Below are 18,048 nucleotides of genomic sequence, written 5' to 3'. Positions count from 1 at the left end.
ATCGGAGCCCGTGTCATTTCTCGACTTCTCGAACATCACCAAGACCTACCCGGGCGTCACGGCTTTGTCCGACGTGACGTTCGGCGTCGAAAGGGGCGCCGTGCACGGGCTGATGGGCGAGAATGGCGCTGGCAAATCAACTCTGATCAAGATCCTGTCCGGCGACCAGCATGCCGATGCCGGCGAAATAACCATCGACGGCAAGGTCCAGGCCTATGCCTCGACCCGCGACGCCTTCGACAATGGCGTCATCGTCATCCATCAGGAATTGCAGCTTGTTCCGGAACTCACCGTCGCCGAGAATCTCAGCCTCGGGCGCTTTCCCGCCAGCGCCGGCGTCATCGCGCGCGGCAGGATGCTGGAGGATGTCGGCGCCAAGTTGAAATCGGCCGGCATCGACATCGACATGCGCCGCAAGATCAAGACGCTGTCGATCGGCGAACGCCAGATGGTCGAGATCGCCAAGGCGATCATGCTCGATGCGCGCGTCATCGCGCTGGACGAGCCGACCTCTTCCTTGTCCTCACGTGAAAGCGAAATCCTGTTCGCCCTGATCGACCGGCTGCGTGGCGAAGGCAAGGTGATCATCTATGTGTCGCACCGGCTCGATGAAGTGTTCCGGCTCTGCGACGGCCTGACCGTGTTGCGCGACGGCAGGCTCGCGGCACACCACGCTACGCTCAGGGGTATCACACGCGACCAGGTCGTCGCCGAAATGGTCGGCCGCGAGATTTCCGACATCTGGGGTTTTCGTCCGCGCAAGACCGGCGGGGTCCGGCTGAAGGTCGATGGCCTGAGCGGCGCCAGGCTGCGGACGCCGGCAAGCTTCGAAGCCCGCGCCGGCGAGATCGTCGGCTTCTTCGGCCTGATCGGGGCCGGGCGCTCGGAACTGATGCGGCTCGTTTTTGGCGCCGATCCACGCTCGGGCGGCACAATCGCCGTAGACAGCAAGACAATTGCCGCCGCCAGTCCGCATGATGCGATCAGGGCCGGTATCGTGCTGTGCTCGGAAGACCGCAAGTATGACGGCATCGTCCAGGGGCGCTCGATCGAGGAGAACATCAACATCTCGTCCAGGCGCCATCACACGCGCTTCGGCATTTTGAACCGTGCCAGCGAGATCGCGACAGCCGAAACCTTCATCAAGAAGCTCAAGGTGCGCACGCCTTCGCGCAAGCAGGATATCGTCAACTTGTCCGGCGGCAACCAGCAGAAGGTCATCCTCGGCCGCTGGCTGTCCGAACAGGACATACGCGTGCTGATCGTCGACGAGCCGACGCGCGGCATCGATGTCGGCGCCAAATCGGAAATTTACGAACTGCTCTACCAGCTTGCCGAAGACGGCATGGCGATCGTCGTCGTCTCGTCCGAACTGCCGGAAGCGATGGGCATTTGCGACCGCATCCTGGTGATGTGCGGCGGGCGCATCAGCGCCGAACTCACCCGCGGCCAGTTCGCCGAGAGGGCAATCCTGGCCGCAGCTCTTCCCGACAAGAAAACCCCCGACGCGATCGCATCCTGAGGACATCTGCCATGACCGGTCAGTTGAAGAAGATCGTGCTCGGCGAACAGGGGCTCGTCGTCATCTTCGTCGTTGCCTTCGCGCTGGTCTCGCTGCTGGTGCCGAACTTCCTGACTGACCGCAACATGCTTGGCCTGCTGCAATCGGTGGTCACCGTCGGTATCGTCGCCTGCACCATGATGTTCTGCCTTGCCGCGCGCGACTTCGATCTGTCGGTCGGCTCGATCGTCGCCTTCGCCGGTATGGTCGCGGTGATGGCATCGAACGCGTCGGGCTCGATCCTGCTCGGGCTTCTCGCTGCAATCGCCTGCGGCACCTTTGTCGGCTTCATCAACGGCGTCGTCATCGCCAAATTCCGCATCAACGCGCTGATCACGACGCTGGCCACAATGCAGATCGTGCGCGGCCTCGCGTTGATTTCGTCCGACGGCCGCGCCGTTGGCATCAACAGCCCGGATTTCTACCAGCTGGCACTGTCGAAACTGCTCGGCATACCGACGCCGATCTGGGTGCTGGCGATACTGTTCGGGATCTTCGGCTTCGTGCTCAACCGAACCGTCTTCGGCAAGAACACGCTGGCCATCGGCGGCAATCCGGAAGCCTCGCGGCTGGCCGGCGTCAATGTCGACAGGACGCGCATCTGGATTTTCGCGCTGCAGGGCCTCGTCTGCGGCATCGCGGGCATCCTTTTGGCCTCGCGCATCACTTCGGGCCAGCCCAACGCGGCGGTTGGCCTGGAGCTCTCCGTTATCTCGGCTTGCGTCCTCGGGGGCGTCTCGCTGGCCGGCGGTCGCGCCGCCATGTCGGGCGTCATCGTTGGCGTGCTGATCATGGGTATCGCCGAGAACGTGATGAACCTGCTCAACATCGCGGCTTTCTACCAATACATCGTGCGCGGAGTGATCCTGTTGCTCGCGGTGCTGCTCGACAATCTCCGCTCGTCGGCATTCGGAAGGCGCTGAGCCGGGCGATCGCATGTCACCCTGGACACTCATCGAGAACGATCGGCTGAGTGTCCGGATCAGCCCGCAGGGAGGCGCTGTCGTCGACGGGCATACGGCCGAAGGGGTGCCATTCCTGCGCCCCTACAAAGGTGAGGCCGAATTCGACATTGCGGATTGCGCCTGCTTTCCGCTGGTGCCGATCGGCAATCGCGTTGAAGGCAACTCTTTCTCCTGCGGCGGCCGGACGTTCCGATTGGCGCCCAATGCGGCCGATCCTCTATTCATCCATGGAGATGGATGGCTCGAGGCCTGGGAGGTGACCGAGCGCCGAGCCGATCATGTCGAGCTGTGCTTTGACAAGCCGGAGGGTTTCGGTTCGCCTCATGCCTATCACGCGCGGCAGTCGTTCAGCCTTGCGTGCGCGCGCCTGGCGCTCCAGATCTCGGTCACCAACACCGGCGAAATCGCCCTTCCCTTCGGCCTCGGCTTTCATCCCTTCTTTCCACGAACGCCGCTGACCACCCTTTTCGCGCCTGCCAGCGACTGGTGGACCGAACGCGCAGGGCATCTGCCGGCGGAGCGGGTTGCGCTGGCGGACGACGTCGATTTCTCCACGCCGCGCCGACTGCCCAACCGTTGGCTGAACAATTGTTTCGAAGGCTGGAGCGGACAGGCGCGGATCGCTTGGCCGGAACAAAGGCTGGGACTTGAAATCGAGGCAAGCCCGGCACTCCGCCGCTACATGCTCTATGCGCCGGACAGCGACCGCAGCTTCTTCTGTCTGGAGCCGATGAGCCACGCCCCTAATGCGCTGAAGCATTTAGAGACCGACCCAATGGGACTTGTAATGCTTGCTCCCGGCGGCATTTTCAGCGCGGAATTCGCAATGACTGTCTTCGACTGGAGTAACAACCATGGTTGATCGGCTGTTCGGCAAACGCATCTTCCTGACGGGCGCCGCGCAAGGCATCGGATTGGCCATAGCCGAGGCGTGCCTTGCCGAAGGGGCAAGGCTGTTCTTGGTCGACCGCGATGGGGACCTGCTCGACCGGACCGTCGCCGGCCTGTCCGCGCCGCAAGGTCATATCGGACATACCACCGCGGATGTCAGTGACGGGGCCGCTATCGCCGATGCCGTCACGAGGGCCGAGGGGGAAATCGGCCCTATCAACGCGCTGATCAACAATGCGGGAATGAACGTGTTTTCAACACCGCTGGAGGCGACCGAAGAAGAGTGGAACCGCAATTTCGATGTCAACGTCAAAGGGGCCTGGAACTGCAGCAAGGCGGCACTTCCGGGAATGATTGAAAACGGTGGCGGCACCATCCTCAACATCGCTTCGACCCACAGCTTCACGATCATCCCGCATACCTTCCCCTACCCGGTCGCCAAACATGCGCTGCTCGGCCTAACGAGATCGCTGGCTCTCGAATACGCCGCTCGGGGTATAAGGGTGAATGCGCTGGCGCCTGGCTATGTGGAGACGCGAAAGGTGATCGACTACTGGAACAGCTTTCCCGATCCGGCCGCAGCACGGGCCAAAACAATGGCGTTGCATCCCGGCGGTGGCATCGCTTCGGTCCGCGAGATCGCCCTTGCAGCGGTGTTTATGATTTCCGACGAATGCCCCTTCATGAATGCCGCATGCCTTGTCGTCGATGGCGGGCTCAGCCAGCTTCAACACGCCCTGTAAGGCTGGATCCGTTCTCAGTGACCACAGCGCAGTCCCGGACGGCGTCGAAGTCATCCTCTTCGCATACGAATTGCCGGGGGCACTGCCATCTCGTGGCCGATGGGCTATCTCCTGAGCAATCATGCCGGTGTTCAAGAAGTCGCGGTTTTGCAAGTAACGGGCGCGCCCCCATCGAACGCTCCTATTTGTAGCGCCCGTGACACTGCAGCACTTCGATCTGGTAGCCATCTGGGTCGGCCACGAAAAAGAACCGCGCGAGCAGCGCTTCTTCGCGCTTGAACTCGACAATTTTTCGCGGATTGAAGCCTGCTGCAGCCAAGCGCTTGTATTCGGCATCGAGATCGTCGACGCAAAAGGCCAAGTGGCCATAGCCTTCGCCAAGCGCATAGGGCTCTCTCTTGCCCTTGTTGATCGTCAATTCAAGCTCGAAATCGGATTCTGCACCACGCAGATAAACCAATGTGAACGTGTCGAAATCCAACCGGTCCGCAACATTGAACCCAAATGCGCTTTTGTAGAAGCTGACCGACAGGTTCTCGTCGACCACCCGGATCATCGAATGTATTGCTTTCGCCAAAGAAACCTCCCGCGCTGCATGTGGTCTGGGATACCGCCCACCGTTACAAAACGGGTAGCAGCCGGTTACCACGTCGAGAGGAGTGGGCTGGCTCACGCACCAAGATCCGATTGCAGTCACCGCAAATTGAGGGGAAAATGCGCGACCGGGTCGGTATCGTCCCGGAGAATGGACGCGGAAGGTCTTCGCCCAAAAGCGACATCAAACGGGAGGTCTTCGCATGTGTAGGGTCTTTGCCGGGCAGGCTCCGGAAGGGTATCGATTAATCAATCGCTCAGTTCGAATAGGCGGCCATTCGACGAGCATCCAGCTCGAAGGCGCTTTTTGGACGCTATTGGACGAGATCGCCCATGGACAGGGGATGACGGCACCGAAATTCCTCTCGACGCTTTACGATGAAGCGATCGAGATCAACGGCCATATCCCGAACTTTGCCTCGATGCTGCGCACCACGTGCGCGCTCTACCTGCGCGACAGGCACCCATTCAACAGCGAACCCTCGGAATCGAAGAGCAAGGCGGCATGACACGGGCATTGCTCAACGTACGAATACCCCCGGTGTAGCAGCCACCTGCTACCAACGACACCCATTTCGGCGCTAACTAATATGAATGGCGGACCCGACTGCGGCAGTGTAAGGTCCGCTGCAAGCAAGAAAAATTGCCATACCGGCACTGCCGACGAATCTGGGAGGATTCATGGTCGAGATCATCTCCAAGCGGGATGGCCCGCGGCGCGAGGATGCTCAAGTCAAAGGGCTGATTGAGCAGAACCGCTCAACCATCGTGCGCCTTGCCGACCAGCTCAGCGCCGGAGGTTATTCAGCTTCGAAACAGCCACGTCAGAAACCGAAGGCTCAAGGCCTTATCTTTCATGTTGGCGGCGCAACCGGATCTGTGGCCGAGGCCAACCCGTCCGTGCATGTCAGCATCAATGGGCGTGTGATCTCGAAGGATCAAAACACAGGCCGTCAGCTTCATCATATTGGCGATATCCGTGATCGCGGCGGCGAGCACATTTTCGTATTGGCCACCAAGCAGAACCGCTACTTCGCGCCGGTCGACGAAGCCGTCGCCGCGAAGCTTGCCGACATGGACGGACGTCGCCTCACCGCCACCTACTCCGAAGAACAGCTCGCCACCGACATCGGCGCGAAACTAGGCATCAATTGACCGGCAAGCGATTGGACCGGCTTCGGCACGTCAGATCCAAGACAGAATGCAGCATTGGCATGCCTCGAAGGTTCCGTAACGACTGAATGAAACGCGATCCTGGGCCTAATCAGATGAAGATCGATGCTGTTCCGACGCGTGCGTCGTTGGCCAGCAATCAAATCGCTCTGGGCAGCATCGACTATGACGAGCGCGCCACTATGCGCGCTTGGGAAGATTTTCTGGCGGACGAACCCAAATGTGTCCGCGATCCGATCCGCCCAAGCCACGTCCGCTCCCTCATTCATGACTCCTGGTATCGCAGCGCCACCGGCGGCATCAACGCTCAGGGGATCGAAGCGCCGCTGAGCAGCGATCGCGACGAGATCGAGTACCTGACCCGGGCCAATGCCGAACTGCTCGCGGCGGCGCGCCGATCCTTCGCCTCCATCGGTCAGTTGCTGGAGGGCACCGGCGCGATGCTGGTTCTTGCCGACAGCGACGGCGTGCTGATTGATGCCATCGGCGACAAGAAGACCCTGCATGACGGCATGGATATTCATCTGGCCATCGGCGGCAAGTGGAATGAAGGCGCCGTCGGAACCAACGGCATCGGCACGGCCCTGTGGACCGGGGAACCGACTTTCGTCCATGCGGCGGAGCACTTCTGCGCCGGCATCAAGTCCTGGACCTGCGCCGGCGCGCCGATCCGCGACCCGCTGGACGGCAAGATAGTCGGGGTCGTCGACCTGTCAGGCTATTCGCCGATCTTCCGACCGCACAACACCGCGCTTGTCGCCGCCACGGCCCGCCAGATCGAAAAAGCATTGGCAGAGCAGCAGCAGGAGCAGCGCACACGCCTGCTCGAAGCTTTCATTTCCTCGGCTCCCGGCTATCGCCGAAAAGATGGACTGGTGATCCTCGATCATCGCGGTCGCGCGATCTACCGAAACAACGTGCCCGACGGCGAAGTCGCCGAAATGACCAGCGGCCCGATAGACGCGGGCCGCGGCCGCTGGCTGATGAACCTTCCGTCGTCCGGTTCGGAGGCCGATATCGCCAGGGCCCTGCCGGCTCATCTGCGCTCCTGCCACATCACACCGCTCAAGCTCGATGGCGACTTGCGCGGCGCAGCGCTGGTGTTCCCGTCAGCGCCGACGGTTTCGAGCCCGACCGTGATCAACCGGGAGGCGGACAAGCATCTTCAAGACGCAGCCGCAATGATCGTCGGCGACAGCGAGGCACTGCTTGCCGCGGTCGATATCGCCTGCCGCGTCGCGCGATCGAAAAGCGTCGCGTCGCTGCTGGTCGAAGGCGAGACCGGCGTTGGCAAGGAGCTGTTCGCGCGGCTTGTCCATGCCGGCAGTCGGCGTACGGAAAACGACCCGTTCATCGCGATGAATTGCGGCGCCATCACAAAGGACTTGTTCGGCAGCGAGCTGTTCGGCCATGTCGCCGGCGCCTTCACCGGCGCATCGCGCGACGGCAAACCGGGTGTTTTCGAGCTTGCCAATGGCGGTGTGCTCAGCCTCGACGAGATCGGCGAGATGCCGCTCGAAATCCAGCCATTTCTGCTGCGTGTCCTGGAAGAGCGCGTGGTCCACCGCATCGGCGACAACCGAGGCCGGCCAGTCGACGTTCGGCTCGTCGCTTCGACCAATCGCGACCTCAAGCAGGAGGTCGCTGTGGGTCGTTTCCGCCGCGACCTCTATTATCGGATCGGCGCCGTCTCGATAACAGTGCCGCCGCTGCGCGATCGCGGCGAGGACGTGCTGCTGCTGATCGAACATTTCAACCGAAAGATCGGCGCTGCATCAGGCGACGAGCCGCTGGAATTCTCGCCGGAAGCTGTCGCTGCATTGCTCGCCTATCGGTGGCCGGGCAATGTGCGTGAGCTGAAGAATCTCGTCGGACGGCTGCACGTCCTGGCGCGCGGCCGCGGCATCGGAGTGCACGACCTTCCCGAGGAAATCACGGATCGCGGTTCCGAGCCGCAGCCGGGCAGCAACACGGCCGTCTCCCCCGAAGAGCCTGCTGGCACGCTAGCCGAGGCGGAACACCAGGCGTTGAAGAATGCGCTGACCGCGGAGGGCGGCAATCTCAGCCGGGTGGCGCAGCGGCTCGGCATCTCCAGGCCAACGCTCTACCGCAAGCTCGAGCAATATGGCATCCGGCGCGGCTTCGTCTGAACACGCAGCAAAAAAGAAACCCATGGCGTTCGCGCCATGGGTTTGGGAATCTTACCAACAAAAAGGCAGCGGCCGATCAGGCGAGCTGCGGTGCTGGTTCGCCGGCGCCGATCATGCCGGTGCGCAGCACCAGTCCGGCCGCGGCAGCGCCAAGGCAAGGCGCCACGATATAGAGCCAGAGCTGCGACAGCGCGCTTCCGCCGGCAAACAACGCAGGCCCTAGCGAGCGGGCCGGATTGACCGAAGATCCTGACACGGCAATGCCGGCGAGGTGGATCATGACCAGCGTCAAACCGATCGCCAGGCCGGCCAGAGCACCCGCGCCGTCCTCCGCCGTGGCACGCAAGATGACGAGCAGAAAGAGGAATGTGGCGACGGCCTCGAACAAGAACGCCGAAGTCGCCGAATAGGCCGACCAGCCGTTCTGGGCAAAACCATTCGCGGCGACGTCATAGCCGCCGCCTTTGCCTTGCGCCATCACGTAGAGTACCGCCGAGGCGGCGATCGCCCCCAGACATTGCGCGACCACGTAGCCGGCGAGATCATTGGCCTTCATCCGGCCGGAAACGAAGACGCCAAGGCTCACGGCCGGGTTGAGATGCGCGCCGGAAATCGGCCCGATCGAATAGGCCATCGCAATCACCGACAGGCCGAAGGCCATTGCGACACCGAGCAACCCGACCTCGGAACGCATGAACAGAACCGTCGCGCAGCCGAAGAAAACCAGCGCGAAGGTTCCGATGAATTCACAGATGTATTTGTTCATTTTTTCCTCTCGGATTGTGACGCCTGGACCGGATACCGCGGCTTTCCGCGCGCCATTCGGGCCCAAGGCTTTCAGGGAACGATGACGCCGCGGCCGGTGAAGCGCCGGTTCTTGAAGTCGTCGAGCGCGGTGTTGATGCTGGCAAGGTTGTACTCGGTGTAGTGCATCTTCACCTTGCCGTCGGCATTGAGCTCCATCAGCTCGACAAGCTCGGTGAAATTGCCGACCAGGCTGCCGCCGATGTTGATTTCCTCGATGACCAGATGCGCGGTCGGCACGTTGACGGCGCCGCCGTAACCGACCACGAACAGCTGGCCGCCCTTGCGCACCATCTTCCAGCAGATGTTTTCCACGCCGAGCTCGCCGACGAAATCGATGACGACATGGGCACCGCCGCCGGTGATCGCCTTTACCTCCTCGACGACGTTCGGCCCGCCATCGAGGACGAAGTCGGCGCCAAGATCCTTGGCCAGCACGCGCGCCGCCGGCTCGCGATCGACGGCGATGATCCGACAGCCCGAAATCGCGTGCAGCGACTGCAACGCTATGTGGCCAAGCCCGCCGATGCCGAGCAGGACGCAGTAGCTTCCCGGCCGCAACAGCTTCGCGGCCCGCTTGGCGGCGCGGTAGGCGGTGATGCCGGCATCGGCCAGCGGCGCCACTTCGATCGGCGTGACATTGGCGTTTAGCTTGATCAGCGAGCGCTCGCTGGTGATGAAATATTCGGCGAAGCCGCCATTCATGCCGAGCCCGGGGAACTGGCCATTGTCGCAGTACATATCCTCGCCGTGCCGGCAGTTGAGGCAGATGCCGCACGAGCGGAACGGATGGCAGATCACAGCATCGCCACGCTTGACCGACCTTACCCCGCTGCCGACCTCCTCGACCCAGCCGGCATTCTCGTGGCCCATGATGTAGGGCAGAAGGCTGCCGTCGGGGTCCATGGTCGGTTTCCAAACGCCTTCGATGATGTGGAGGTCGGTGCGGCAGAGGCCGGCAGCACCCACCCGCACGATCACCTCGTCCGGGGCCGTGATCGTCGGCGCCTTGACCTCCTCGATCTTGAGCTTGACGTTCATGTGCGGGTCGTATTCGTAAAGTCTTGCGGCTTTCATCGTCGTGTCCTTTCGAAATCGTTCCAGTGGAATGCCACGTCAGGCGCGGCCAAGCTTTTCCGCGCCGCCGCCGAGCGCCGGCCCGGCCGTCGGGTCCTCATCCTCGGCAAGATCGCCGATCAGTGTCTCGGTGGTCAGGATCAGCGTCGCCACGGAGGCAGCATTGGCCAGCGCGGTGTAGGTGACGCGGACAGGATCGATGATCCCGGCTTCGAACATGTTCTGGTAGCTGCCGGCGGATGCGTTATAGCCGTAGCCGCCGTTGATGCGCGTCACCTCGGCCACCACGGCTTCGGGATCGGCGCCGGCATTGGCGGCGATGCGCCAGAGCGGCCGTGTCAGCACCGACCGGACCAGGACCACGCCTTCGGCGACATCGCCGTCGACACCGGTCGCCACCTTGTCGAGCAGCGGCGCGATCTGGGCCAACGCCGAGCCGCCGCCGGCAACCACGCCCTCCTCGGACGCCGCGCGCACCGCATTCAGCGAATCCTCGATCAACTGGATGGTCCGCTTCTGCTCGACCGGCGTGACGCCGCCGGCATAGAGGATCGCGGTACCGCCGGAGAGCTTGGCCAGGCGCTCGCGCAGCTTGTCCTGCTCGATGTTCGGCGGCGCGGCCTCATACTGCCGCTGCACCTGGGCGCGGCGCGCCGCGATCGCGTCATGGTCGCCGCCGCCGCGAATGATCGAGGTGTAGGATGAGCTGGTCTTCACCCGGTCGGCGGTCCCAAGATCGTCGAACGTGATGTCCTCCAGCCGGCCGCCGAGGTCGCGGGCTATCACCCTACCGCCGGTAATGATCGCCAGGTCCTCCATCATGGCCTTGCGCCAATGGCCATATTCCGGCGGATGGACGACGAGGTATTTGCCTGGCCCCTGCTTGCCGAGCAGCGTGACCACAACTTCCGGCGACACTTCCTCGGACACGATCAGCAACGGGCGCCCCGCCTCGTCGGCGATACGGCGTGCAGTCTCGAGCGCCGTGGGCTCCTTGATCTTGAGATCGGTCATCAGGATGAAGGGCCGCTCGAGCACGGCCTCCATCTTCTCCTGGTCCGTCACCATGTGATGCGAGAGGTAGCCGCGGTCGAAGGACATGCCCTCGACCACGTCAAGCGTGGTCTCGGTGGTCACGCTGAAATCGGTGGTGATGACTCCTTCCGCGCCGACGCGCTCATGCGCTTGCGCCACCAGCGCGCCAAGCTTGGCATCGGTCGCGGCGATGTTGGCAACCGAGGCGAGGATGCCGTTGCCCTTGGCGGGCTTGGCCGATGCCTTGAGGGCTGTTACCACAGCGGCCACGGCAAGGTTGATGCCCTTGCAGAGATCGACTGATTTGGCGCCGCGCTCATTGGCCTCGATGCCGCCCTGGATCAGCGCGTTGGCGAGCACGATGGCGGTCGTCGTGCCGTCGCCGGCGACCTCGTTGGTCTGCATCGACACTTCGCGGACGACCTGCGCGCCCATGTTCTCGAAACGGTCATGCAGCTCGATTTCGGAAGCGATGCTGACGCCGTCGCGGGTCACCATCGGCGTTCCGATCGGCCGGTCGATCATGGCGTTCATGCCCTTGGGACCGAGCGTCGGCTCGACTGCCGCAGCCAGCCTGAAGACGCCACGGGCAAGGGCCCGGCGGGCCTCGGAATTGTGAAGCATAATTTTAGGCATGATTCCTCCTTCCGCCTTACGGGCGGGTTGTTGGTTGGGGGCCTCGTGCGAAGGGAGGCCGTTGCTTTCGGCGTTGCTTAGACGGCCGGCGCGTTTCGCGCCGGCACGCGATCCATGATGAAATCGACCAGCGTCGGCTCGCCATCGACCACACCGAGTTCCTTGTACCTTGTCTGCTTGAGCCCGCGGCAAAGCGCGCCATTGAACTCCATGTTGACGCGCACCCCGCGCAATTCGGCGAGATGGGCGCTGAGCGCGGCCGGCGGAATTTGCCGCCCCTCCCAGGTCATGAAGACGGGATCGTCCATGCGGCGATCGGGAAACCGCTCCAGCAGCGCTGCCCGGTACCGTGGCTTCTGCATGGCCGCCTCGCCCGGCTCGAAGCTGGCCGCATCATATGCCGGCAGATCCATGCCGAGGATTTCGACATCCGTCAGGCCGTGCTGCCGAAGGCCGCGCAGGACCGCCTCCTGGCGCCGTTTGAAAGCCTTCATCCTGAAGGTTTCGCGCACGGCCCCGAGATCCGTATCTCCTGCAAGCTCGGCGAATATCTCGCCGAATGCCTTGCCGGCTTCAATGCCGCCATTAACCTCCTCCGCGAACATGTGATCGTGCAGTTTCACGCGATAGGCCGGCGACCAGGAGAGCTGCTCGAGCGCCTTGCGTATGCCGTCAAGCATGAGAAAGGCGAAGTTGGGCGAGCACCAGTAGGTCGGCAGGCGGAAGTCGACCTCCACGCTGCCATCTCCCGTCATCCCGGCCCGCTCGACGAAGCCCATCTCGGTGATCGGTTCGTCGAGTTCGGGATCGTTTACCTCGCCTAGGCGCCGCCAGAGTTCCTTCTCGCGGCTGTCGGAAACGCTGGCGGTTGCCATGGCCCCTACTCCGCCGCGATGCTGAAGGGCGAACTCGCGAGCGCCTTCTTCTTTGCTTCGATGTCGATGTTGTAGAGGCGCGCGGCATTGAGGCCGAGGATCTTCTCCTTGATCTCGTCGGTCAGCTGCACGCCGCGTTCCGCAGCGATGTCCTCGGGGATCTGATACGCCCAGAATTTCTCGACGAGCCAGCGCGGCGTCCAGATCGCGTAGTCGGAGCCGAACAGGATCTTCTCCGGCCCGATCCAGAACAGCAGTTCGCCGATGACCTCGCCGAAATAGCGCGGGCGCGAATGGATGAAGGGCAGCGCCACCGCAAGGCCGCCATAGACATTGGTTTCCTGCGTCGCGATCCAGCAGAAATCGTCGAGGCGCGGCAGCCCGCAATGCTCGATGATCCAGTTGAGGCCCTGGAAATCCGTCGCCGCATGGTCGACGTCATGCACGTCGAACGCGTCCTTGCTGAGCGGGATGATCGTCGGGCCCTTGTGGACGTGGATGTTCCTGATGCCCAGCTTGTCGCACAGCTCAAAGCACTTGTAGGCATCGGGATCGGTGAGCTTCCAGCCTTTGGAGGCGCCGTTCCACTCGGCCGTGTACATCTTCACGCCCTTGATGTCGTAAGTCTCCTTCATGAAGTGGATGTATTCCAGCGCCTTCTCACCATCGCGCGGATCGAAGGCGCCGTTGACGACGAAGCGCTCCGGATAGCGCTTGGCGACGGCCGCGTTGCGCTCGATCGTGTTGAAGCCGTTCTTGTAGAAATCCTTCAGATAGGTGGACTGGACGATCGCCACGTCGTCGGGACCGTCGATGAACAGGTCGCGATAGAGATCGTCGGCGCTGTATTTCTCGAACTTGCTTTTCTCCCACAGCTGCTCCTTCGGGCTCAGCCCGGTATGATAGGCGTAGAAGCACTCGATGAACTGCTTGCCGTGGATGTTCCTCTGGTTCTCGGGGCTGCCGTCCCAGAAATGAGTGTGGCCATCGACCACGAAGATGTCCTTGCCTTCAGGTGTCCTGTACATTTTTGCCTCCGCAATCGTCGCGTTGATGCCGTCGTGTTGATTGAGTCGGCGCGCCGCGTCCGCGAGGCGCGCCGGTGCCCGGCTTCGTCAGATGTATTCGAAGACTTCGTCCATGTTCCCGAACAGGATCACGGTGTTGTCGTCGACGCGCACCATGCGGCCGTAATGGGTGGAGGTGTTGACCTCGAAGATCTCCGCGGTCATGTCGCGTCCGAGATATTCGCTGATCTCGTCCATCTTGAAGATGAGCTTGCCGTCGCCGTCGATGCGGATCATGGCCGGCTGGTAGGTGACGATGACCCCCGGCTTCTTGCCCATGAATTCGGCGATGGCGCGGGCCTCGACCGAGTCGTTCATGGTGACGCCGCACTGGTGCGAAATCGTCTGTTCGAAGGTGATGTCCTTCATCGACTTGAAGATGTTGGACTGCGAGGCGTCGCGTGCTGCTACTGACATGTTAGTCTTCTCCCTGTTCAGCGCTTGAGGCCGAGTTCGCCGAGAATCTGGCCGATCCGTTCCTCGGATTGGGCGCGAACGTCGGTGAAGGAAATCGGCTTGGAATGCGGCATCGACCAGATCGGCTGAAGGCCGGTGGCTGCTTTGTCGGCAAGCACGCCGTGCTTATTCACCCAGCCCTGGAAGAGCTTCCTGTTCGCCGCGCCATGCTTCTCGTCATTGGCAAGCAGGTAGATCAGGTCGATGGTGTTGGCGAGGTTGCGCTCGTAGTCGGCTTCGGCCGCCGAGATCACCGGCGGTGTGATGAAGTCGTGGTTGGCCGCTGCCGCCTGCATTAGGAAGCCGGAGCGGAACAGTTCGCCAACCAGCGGCTCGAACACTATGTTGATGGCGAAGTACTGTTCCAGATAGTCGGTCGTGCCCATGATGGTTTCGACCGCCTCGCGGGTGCCCTGCCAGACACCGTCCTCCAGCCAGTGCTTCTTGCCGAGCTCGTCGTCCCAGCCGGCGATATCCATGCCGATCTCGGCGAGATAAAGCGTGATGTCCTGGGCGAGCCTCAGCTTGTAGGACGAATTGGTCAGCGTGGCGTTGTTGATCATCTGCGTGTAGCCGTAGCGCTGCGCCTGCATCAGCGAAGTGCCGAGGCCGAACTCGGCATGTTTCCATGCTCCAAGATGCGCCTGCAGGAGCTTGGCCCAGACCTTGTCGAAGGTCTTCGGCGCGCCGGCGCGGCGGGCATTGGTGATGACGCTCTGCACCATCGTCTCGATCTTCGACTGGCGCTGATAATGCGTGCGCTCCCACTCCTGGTCGGGAGCCCGGAAGGCATGCCAGTTCGAGCTCCTGGCGGCGGTATTGTCCTTGATGTAGGCGCCCTTGCCGTTCGAGAAGGAAATGATCCAGTCCTGGATCAGGTAGCGCTCGGGATCGGGCTGCACGTCGACCGTGACATCCTCGTAATGGGTGGCGCGCTGGCCTTTCGGATCGAAATACCGATATTTGCGGCTGTCGGAATCGGCGAAGATCGCGGCTCCCGCGGCTCCCGATCCGACTGAACTCGACGTTGCTACCATTGTCTTCACTCCCTTGTTGCAGTTGCTTTGGTGTCGTTGGCTCCGGGCCGTCTCAATGGCCCGGGGTGGCGCTGGACGACGTGGTGAACCGGTCGAAGAAGATGCGTTCGGTCTCGAAGCCGTTCATGAACAGGACCGGCTGCAGCGCATCGATCATGGGCGGCGGACCGCAGGCATAGACGTCGCCCTGCCCGTCGACCGCCAGTTCCTTGAGCTTGGCGTCGACGCTCTGGTGGACGAAGCCGCGCTCGCCGTCCCAAGCCTCGCCATTCACATGCGACAGCACCGGGATGAAGTTCAGCTCCGGGTGGCGGCCGGCAAGCTCGGCGATCCTGTCGAGATAGAACAGGTCGGTGGGGGTCCGCGCGCCGTAGAAGAAGAACACGTCCCGCTTCTCGCCGCTGTTCAGGTGATCGTTGAGGATCGACCAAACCGGCGATATGCCGGAGCCCGCGCCGACCAGGATCAGGGGACCTTGCCGTTCCTCCCGCCGGAAGCAGGTTCCATAGGGTCCGGCGACAGTGACTTCGGCTCCGACGCGGATGCCTCCGGAATCAAGCTCTCCGGAGAACTTTCCTTCGGGATATTTCTTGATGATGAAGGAAAGTTTTTGGGTTTGGTCCGGCGTATTTGCCATGGAGAACGAGCGCGTAATCGTCTCCCCTTTTTGCGTGGTGACCGTGATGTCGACATATTGCCCAGCCCAGAATTTTATCGGCGAGCCGAGCTCGATCTCGATGCCGCGGATGTCATGGGTCAGATGTTCGAATTTCGAGATCCGGCCTTTGAACGTCTTCACCGCGATTGATTTCGCCAGCACCTCCTCGTCGTAGTTGAGAAGCTCGACATGCATGTCGGAATAGGCGATGGACCGGCACAACAGGATGTGCCCGGCATCCTTCTCGGTGTCGTTGAGGGCGAAGGTCGAGTATTTCAGCATGTCGACCTCGCCTTCGAGCAGCACGCATTTGCAGGCCGAGCATTGCCCTTCCTTGCAGCCATGCGGCAGCGCAATCCCCTGGCGGAATGCCGCGTTCAGGACCGTCTCGCCGTTTTCGACCTCGAACTCGACGCCGACCGGCTCCAGGCGCACGGTGTGAGCACCAGTCATCGATAACCTCCCAATTCCTCTCCGGCCCGTCCGCAGGACAGGAGATGGCCTTCCTTTGGAATGTCGCGGGGGCCGGAACCCGGCCCCCGCGCTCGTATGGTCAGTTGAAGGACGTGATGGTGAAGCCGGCCCGATACTCGGCCAGGTGCTTTTCACGATCGGCCGGCGACATGCCGCGAAGCGCCTTTAACGGCGATCCGAGGACGTTGCCGCGCACATCGTCGAGCGTCCACTGCTCGTCGGCGCCAAAACGCAAATGCGGCTGCGGGATCAGCGTCTTGCCGTCTGAACGGACGAAGTTGAGATCCTTGATTGCGTCGGCGAGATCCCAGCCGTCATAGAGCGTCTCCCACTCGCGCTTGCCGCTGAAGCGGCCCATCGCGGGCGTCGGACGGCCCTGATACTCATCGGCGAAGGCTTCGACGGCGGTCCAGCGGTCGAGTTCGTGGGCGAAGGTGTGCAGCTGCCCGTCGATCTCGTCGACCACGATGTCCTCGCGGATCAGGCAAGGCACCAAGCAGGACCAGCAGCGGTGCGGATAGACGTAGCCGACATCGCTGTTGAACAAGAGCACCTTCTCGCCCTTGTGGCTGAGCTTGGCGTACCATTTCCAGAAGTCGCCGAACTCGGCGTACCAGCCCGGATATTTGTGCTCGAACCACTCGAAGTCCTTGTCGGTCTGGGCCTCGATGCGCCAGAAGTTCACCGGCCAGCCGACCGCGAAGAACTGGCCGACCTTGTGGACGTAGTTCTTCTTGGTAATGCGCTCCCAGGCTGCCTGGACATCGTCATGGTGGATCTTGATGCCGTACTTCTCGAGCGGCAGCATGTAGGTGCGATAGTAGTCTTCGTAGATCCAGCGGTGCCACATCTCCGCGTAGGATTCCTTGTTCTTGTCGCGATTGGTGGTGCCGTATTCGATGAAGGTGCCGATGGCGGCGTCGACGATGGCGTGGTTCTGCCAGAAGGCGTAGCGCATGTCGCGCTCGAGCAGCAGGTGGTTCTCAGGCTCCTTCAGCGCAGCCATCAGCAGCGAGTGGCCGTTGCCGATGTGCCGGCTCTCGTCGGACTGCACGGACAGGAAGACGGTCGGCAGCGCGTAGTCGCCGTTGCGCGCCGCCTCGGAGGGCATGGCGACGAAGAGCGTGTTGGTGAATGCCGTCTCGGCGACGACGGTCAGGTACATGCACGCGGCCGTCATCGTGTCGCCGGTGATGAAGCCTTCGCCGAACTGGCGGCCGATGGTCGTCGCATAGCACTTGCCGAAGGCTTCCTCGGTGATGTCGAAGCCCGCCGGGTCGATGTAGTTCTCCATGTACCACTTCTTCAGGTTCATCTGGATCGTGGAGTGGCGGAACTCGTCGACCATCTGCATGGTGAAGCCGGTCCTGAGATCCTCGCCGGGCGCCAGCCGCGCCACCATCGCCATCGAACGGGCGGCGGAGATTTCCGGGAAGGGAATGATGGCGAGGAAGAGCTTCATCCATTCCACCCAGCGCGGCTCGACATTGCGGAACATGTCGCCGCGAAGAGCGGCATCGAGCGCGCCATAGACGCGATTGTCCTTCTCCTCCTGCATCGGGAAATAGGAGCGCAGCACCTGCTTCATCGGATCGCGCGGCGCCTTGGCGATCTTGTAGTCGGTCGGAAACGTCATCGCTTCCTGGACATAGGTCGGGTTCCAACCGAGGTCGGAAATCTTCTTCGTCGCCTCGCCTACGGAAATGCCGCGTTGCGAGGTAATCTTGTTGAGCGTCAAAGACGACATCGTCATAAGCCTCCACCAGGTTTGAGCCGCGGATCCCTTGATCCGGACGTGAGACGGCAAACAGCGCCGCCAGTGAGAGTGCGAACGGCACGACAAAGGGTTGCG

At 62.2% G+C, this 18,048-nt stretch carries 17 protein-coding genes; 7 read left to right on the top strand and 10 right to left on the bottom strand.

Features of this window, described 5'->3' with window-relative positions; translation table 11 throughout:
• Positions 1-10 precede the first annotated feature (10 nt).
• Genes araG through FJ974_RS11275 form a run of 4 tightly spaced genes read left to right on the top strand, consistent with a single transcriptional unit; the run spans position 11 to position 4,160 of the window.
• The gene (gene araG, locus FJ974_RS11290) at positions 11-1,522 is read left to right on the top strand and encodes an L-arabinose ABC transporter ATP-binding protein AraG (RefSeq protein WP_140535684.1); all 1,512 of its coding nucleotides are present in this window, start codon (positions 11-13) and stop codon (positions 1,520-1,522) included.
• 11 nt (positions 1,523-1,533) lie between these two features.
• Positions 1,534-2,484, top strand: a complete 951-nt coding sequence (gene araH, locus FJ974_RS11285) for an L-arabinose ABC transporter permease AraH (RefSeq protein ID WP_140535681.1) — start codon at positions 1,534-1,536, stop codon at positions 2,482-2,484.
• Between the two features lie 13 nt (positions 2,485-2,497).
• A complete protein-coding gene (locus tag FJ974_RS11280; RefSeq protein WP_140535679.1) occupies positions 2,498-3,388 on the top strand; it encodes an aldose 1-epimerase in 891 nt (296 codons plus the stop codon).
• Positions 3,381-4,160 (top strand): SDR family oxidoreductase, encoded by a 780-nt coding sequence (locus tag FJ974_RS11275; protein WP_140535676.1) that lies wholly within the window; start codon positions 3,381-3,383, stop codon positions 4,158-4,160. Before FJ974_RS11280 ends, FJ974_RS11275 begins: the two co-directional genes overlap by 8 nt.
• Positions 4,161-4,341: 181 nt before the next feature.
• Here the strand turns inward: FJ974_RS11275 and FJ974_RS11270 are convergent, their stop codons facing one another.
• Positions 4,342-4,737, bottom strand: a complete 396-nt coding sequence (locus FJ974_RS11270) for a VOC family protein (protein ID WP_140535674.1) — start codon at positions 4,735-4,737, stop codon at positions 4,342-4,344.
• 220 nt (positions 4,738-4,957) lie between these two features.
• Between FJ974_RS11270 and FJ974_RS11265 the strand changes: the two genes are divergently transcribed.
• The 3 genes from FJ974_RS11265 to FJ974_RS11255 all read left to right on the top strand — a co-directional run bounded on the left by FJ974_RS11265 (position 4,958) and on the right by FJ974_RS11255 (position 8,077).
• Positions 4,958-5,263, top strand: coding sequence for a ribbon-helix-helix domain-containing protein (locus FJ974_RS11265; RefSeq protein WP_140535671.1), 306 nt, complete (start codon positions 4,958-4,960; stop codon positions 5,261-5,263).
• 172 nt (positions 5,264-5,435) lie between these two features.
• On the top strand, positions 5,436-5,909 hold the full coding sequence (locus FJ974_RS11260; protein ID WP_140535668.1) for a hypothetical protein: 474 nt from the start codon (positions 5,436-5,438) through the stop codon (positions 5,907-5,909).
• A gap of 146 nt (positions 5,910-6,055) precedes the next feature.
• A complete protein-coding gene (locus FJ974_RS11255; RefSeq protein ID WP_226891564.1) occupies positions 6,056-8,077 on the top strand; it encodes a sigma-54-dependent Fis family transcriptional regulator in 2,022 nt (673 codons plus the stop codon).
• A gap of 76 nt (positions 8,078-8,153) precedes the next feature.
• On the opposite strand, the gene FJ974_RS11250 is transcribed toward FJ974_RS11255, so the two are convergent.
• The 9 genes from FJ974_RS11250 to FJ974_RS11210 all read right to left on the bottom strand — a co-directional run bounded on the left by FJ974_RS11250 (position 8,154) and on the right by FJ974_RS11210 (position 17,949).
• Complete coding sequence (locus FJ974_RS11250; protein ID WP_140535662.1) at positions 8,154-8,843, bottom strand: MIP family channel protein; 690 nt, start codon at positions 8,841-8,843, stop codon at positions 8,154-8,156.
• A 71-nt stretch (positions 8,844-8,914) separates the two neighbouring features.
• Positions 8,915-9,958 carry an NAD(P)-dependent alcohol dehydrogenase gene (locus FJ974_RS11245; RefSeq protein ID WP_140535659.1) on the bottom strand — a complete coding sequence of 348 codons (1,044 nt, stop codon included), beginning with the start codon at positions 9,956-9,958 and terminating at the stop codon, positions 8,915-8,917.
• 39 nt (positions 9,959-9,997) lie between these two features.
• A complete protein-coding gene (locus FJ974_RS11240; RefSeq protein ID WP_140535657.1) occupies positions 9,998-11,629 on the bottom strand; it encodes a molecular chaperone GroEL in 1,632 nt (543 codons plus the stop codon).
• A 77-nt stretch (positions 11,630-11,706) separates the two neighbouring features.
• On the bottom strand, positions 11,707-12,504 hold the full coding sequence (locus FJ974_RS11235; protein ID WP_140535654.1) for an iron-sulfur cluster assembly protein: 798 nt from the start codon (positions 12,502-12,504) through the stop codon (positions 11,707-11,709).
• A gap of 5 nt (positions 12,505-12,509) precedes the next feature.
• Positions 12,510-13,532: an amidohydrolase family protein gene (locus tag FJ974_RS11230; protein WP_140535651.1), complete on the bottom strand. Its 1,023-nt coding sequence runs from the start codon at positions 13,530-13,532 to the stop codon at positions 12,510-12,512.
• A gap of 87 nt (positions 13,533-13,619) precedes the next feature.
• Positions 13,620-13,988 carry an MmoB/DmpM family protein gene (locus tag FJ974_RS11225; protein ID WP_140535648.1) on the bottom strand — a complete coding sequence of 123 codons (369 nt, stop codon included), beginning with the start codon at positions 13,986-13,988 and terminating at the stop codon, positions 13,620-13,622.
• Positions 13,989-14,005: 17 nt separating this feature from the next.
• Entirely contained in the window at positions 14,006-15,064 is a 1,059-nt protein-coding gene (locus tag FJ974_RS11220; protein WP_140535643.1) for an aromatic/alkene monooxygenase hydroxylase subunit beta, read from the bottom strand.
• Positions 15,065-15,116: 52 nt separating this feature from the next.
• Positions 15,117-16,175 carry an NADH:ubiquinone reductase (Na(+)-transporting) subunit F gene (locus FJ974_RS11215; RefSeq protein ID WP_140535640.1) on the bottom strand — a complete coding sequence of 353 codons (1,059 nt, stop codon included), beginning with the start codon at positions 16,173-16,175 and terminating at the stop codon, positions 15,117-15,119.
• Between the two features lie 100 nt (positions 16,176-16,275).
• Positions 16,276-17,949 carry an aromatic/alkene/methane monooxygenase hydroxylase/oxygenase subunit alpha gene (locus tag FJ974_RS11210; RefSeq protein WP_210240718.1) on the bottom strand — a complete coding sequence of 558 codons (1,674 nt, stop codon included), beginning with the start codon at positions 17,947-17,949 and terminating at the stop codon, positions 16,276-16,278.
• Between the last annotated feature and the right edge of the window lie 99 nt (positions 17,950-18,048).

The organism is Mesorhizobium sp. B1-1-8, assembly GCF_006442795.2.
Classification (GTDB): domain Bacteria; phylum Pseudomonadota; class Alphaproteobacteria; order Rhizobiales; family Rhizobiaceae; genus Mesorhizobium.
This window is presented reverse-complemented; position numbering and strand designations above follow the sequence as displayed.

What these genes read in the sequence shown, in the direction of transcription:
- FJ974_RS11220 (WP_140535643.1), bottom strand. Translation starts at nt 15,064, where the DNA reads ATGGTAGCAACGTCGAGTTCAGTCGGATCGGGAGCCGCGGGAGCCGCG.
- FJ974_RS11280 (WP_140535679.1), top strand. Translation starts at nt 2,498, where the DNA reads ATGTCACCCTGGACACTCATCGAGAACGATCGGCTGAGTGTCCGGATC.
- FJ974_RS11275 (WP_140535676.1), top strand. Translation starts at nt 3,381, where the DNA reads ATGGTTGATCGGCTGTTCGGCAAACGCATCTTCCTGACGGGCGCCGCG.
- FJ974_RS11230 (WP_140535651.1), bottom strand. Translation starts at nt 13,532, where the DNA reads ATGTACAGGACACCTGAAGGCAAGGACATCTTCGTGGTCGATGGCCAC.
- FJ974_RS11235 (WP_140535654.1), bottom strand. Translation starts at nt 12,504, where the DNA reads ATGGCAACCGCCAGCGTTTCCGACAGCCGCGAGAAGGAACTCTGGCGG.
- FJ974_RS11215 (WP_140535640.1), bottom strand. Translation starts at nt 16,175, where the DNA reads ATGACTGGTGCTCACACCGTGCGCCTGGAGCCGGTCGGCGTCGAGTTC.
- araH (WP_140535681.1), top strand. Translation starts at nt 1,534, where the DNA reads ATGACCGGTCAGTTGAAGAAGATCGTGCTCGGCGAACAGGGGCTCGTC.
- FJ974_RS11210 (WP_210240718.1), bottom strand. Translation starts at nt 17,949, where the DNA reads ATGACGATGTCGTCTTTGACGCTCAACAAGATTACCTCGCAACGCGGC.
- FJ974_RS11260 (WP_140535668.1), top strand. Translation starts at nt 5,436, where the DNA reads ATGGTCGAGATCATCTCCAAGCGGGATGGCCCGCGGCGCGAGGATGCT.
- FJ974_RS11245 (WP_140535659.1), bottom strand. Translation starts at nt 9,958, where the DNA reads ATGAAAGCCGCAAGACTTTACGAATACGACCCGCACATGAACGTCAAG.
- FJ974_RS11240 (WP_140535657.1), bottom strand. Translation starts at nt 11,629, where the DNA reads ATGCCTAAAATTATGCTTCACAATTCCGAGGCCCGCCGGGCCCTTGCC.
- FJ974_RS11225 (WP_140535648.1), bottom strand. Translation starts at nt 13,988, where the DNA reads ATGTCAGTAGCAGCACGCGACGCCTCGCAGTCCAACATCTTCAAGTCG.
- FJ974_RS11250 (WP_140535662.1), bottom strand. Translation starts at nt 8,843, where the DNA reads ATGAACAAATACATCTGTGAATTCATCGGAACCTTCGCGCTGGTTTTC.
- FJ974_RS11265 (WP_140535671.1), top strand. Translation starts at nt 4,958, where the DNA reads ATGTGTAGGGTCTTTGCCGGGCAGGCTCCGGAAGGGTATCGATTAATC.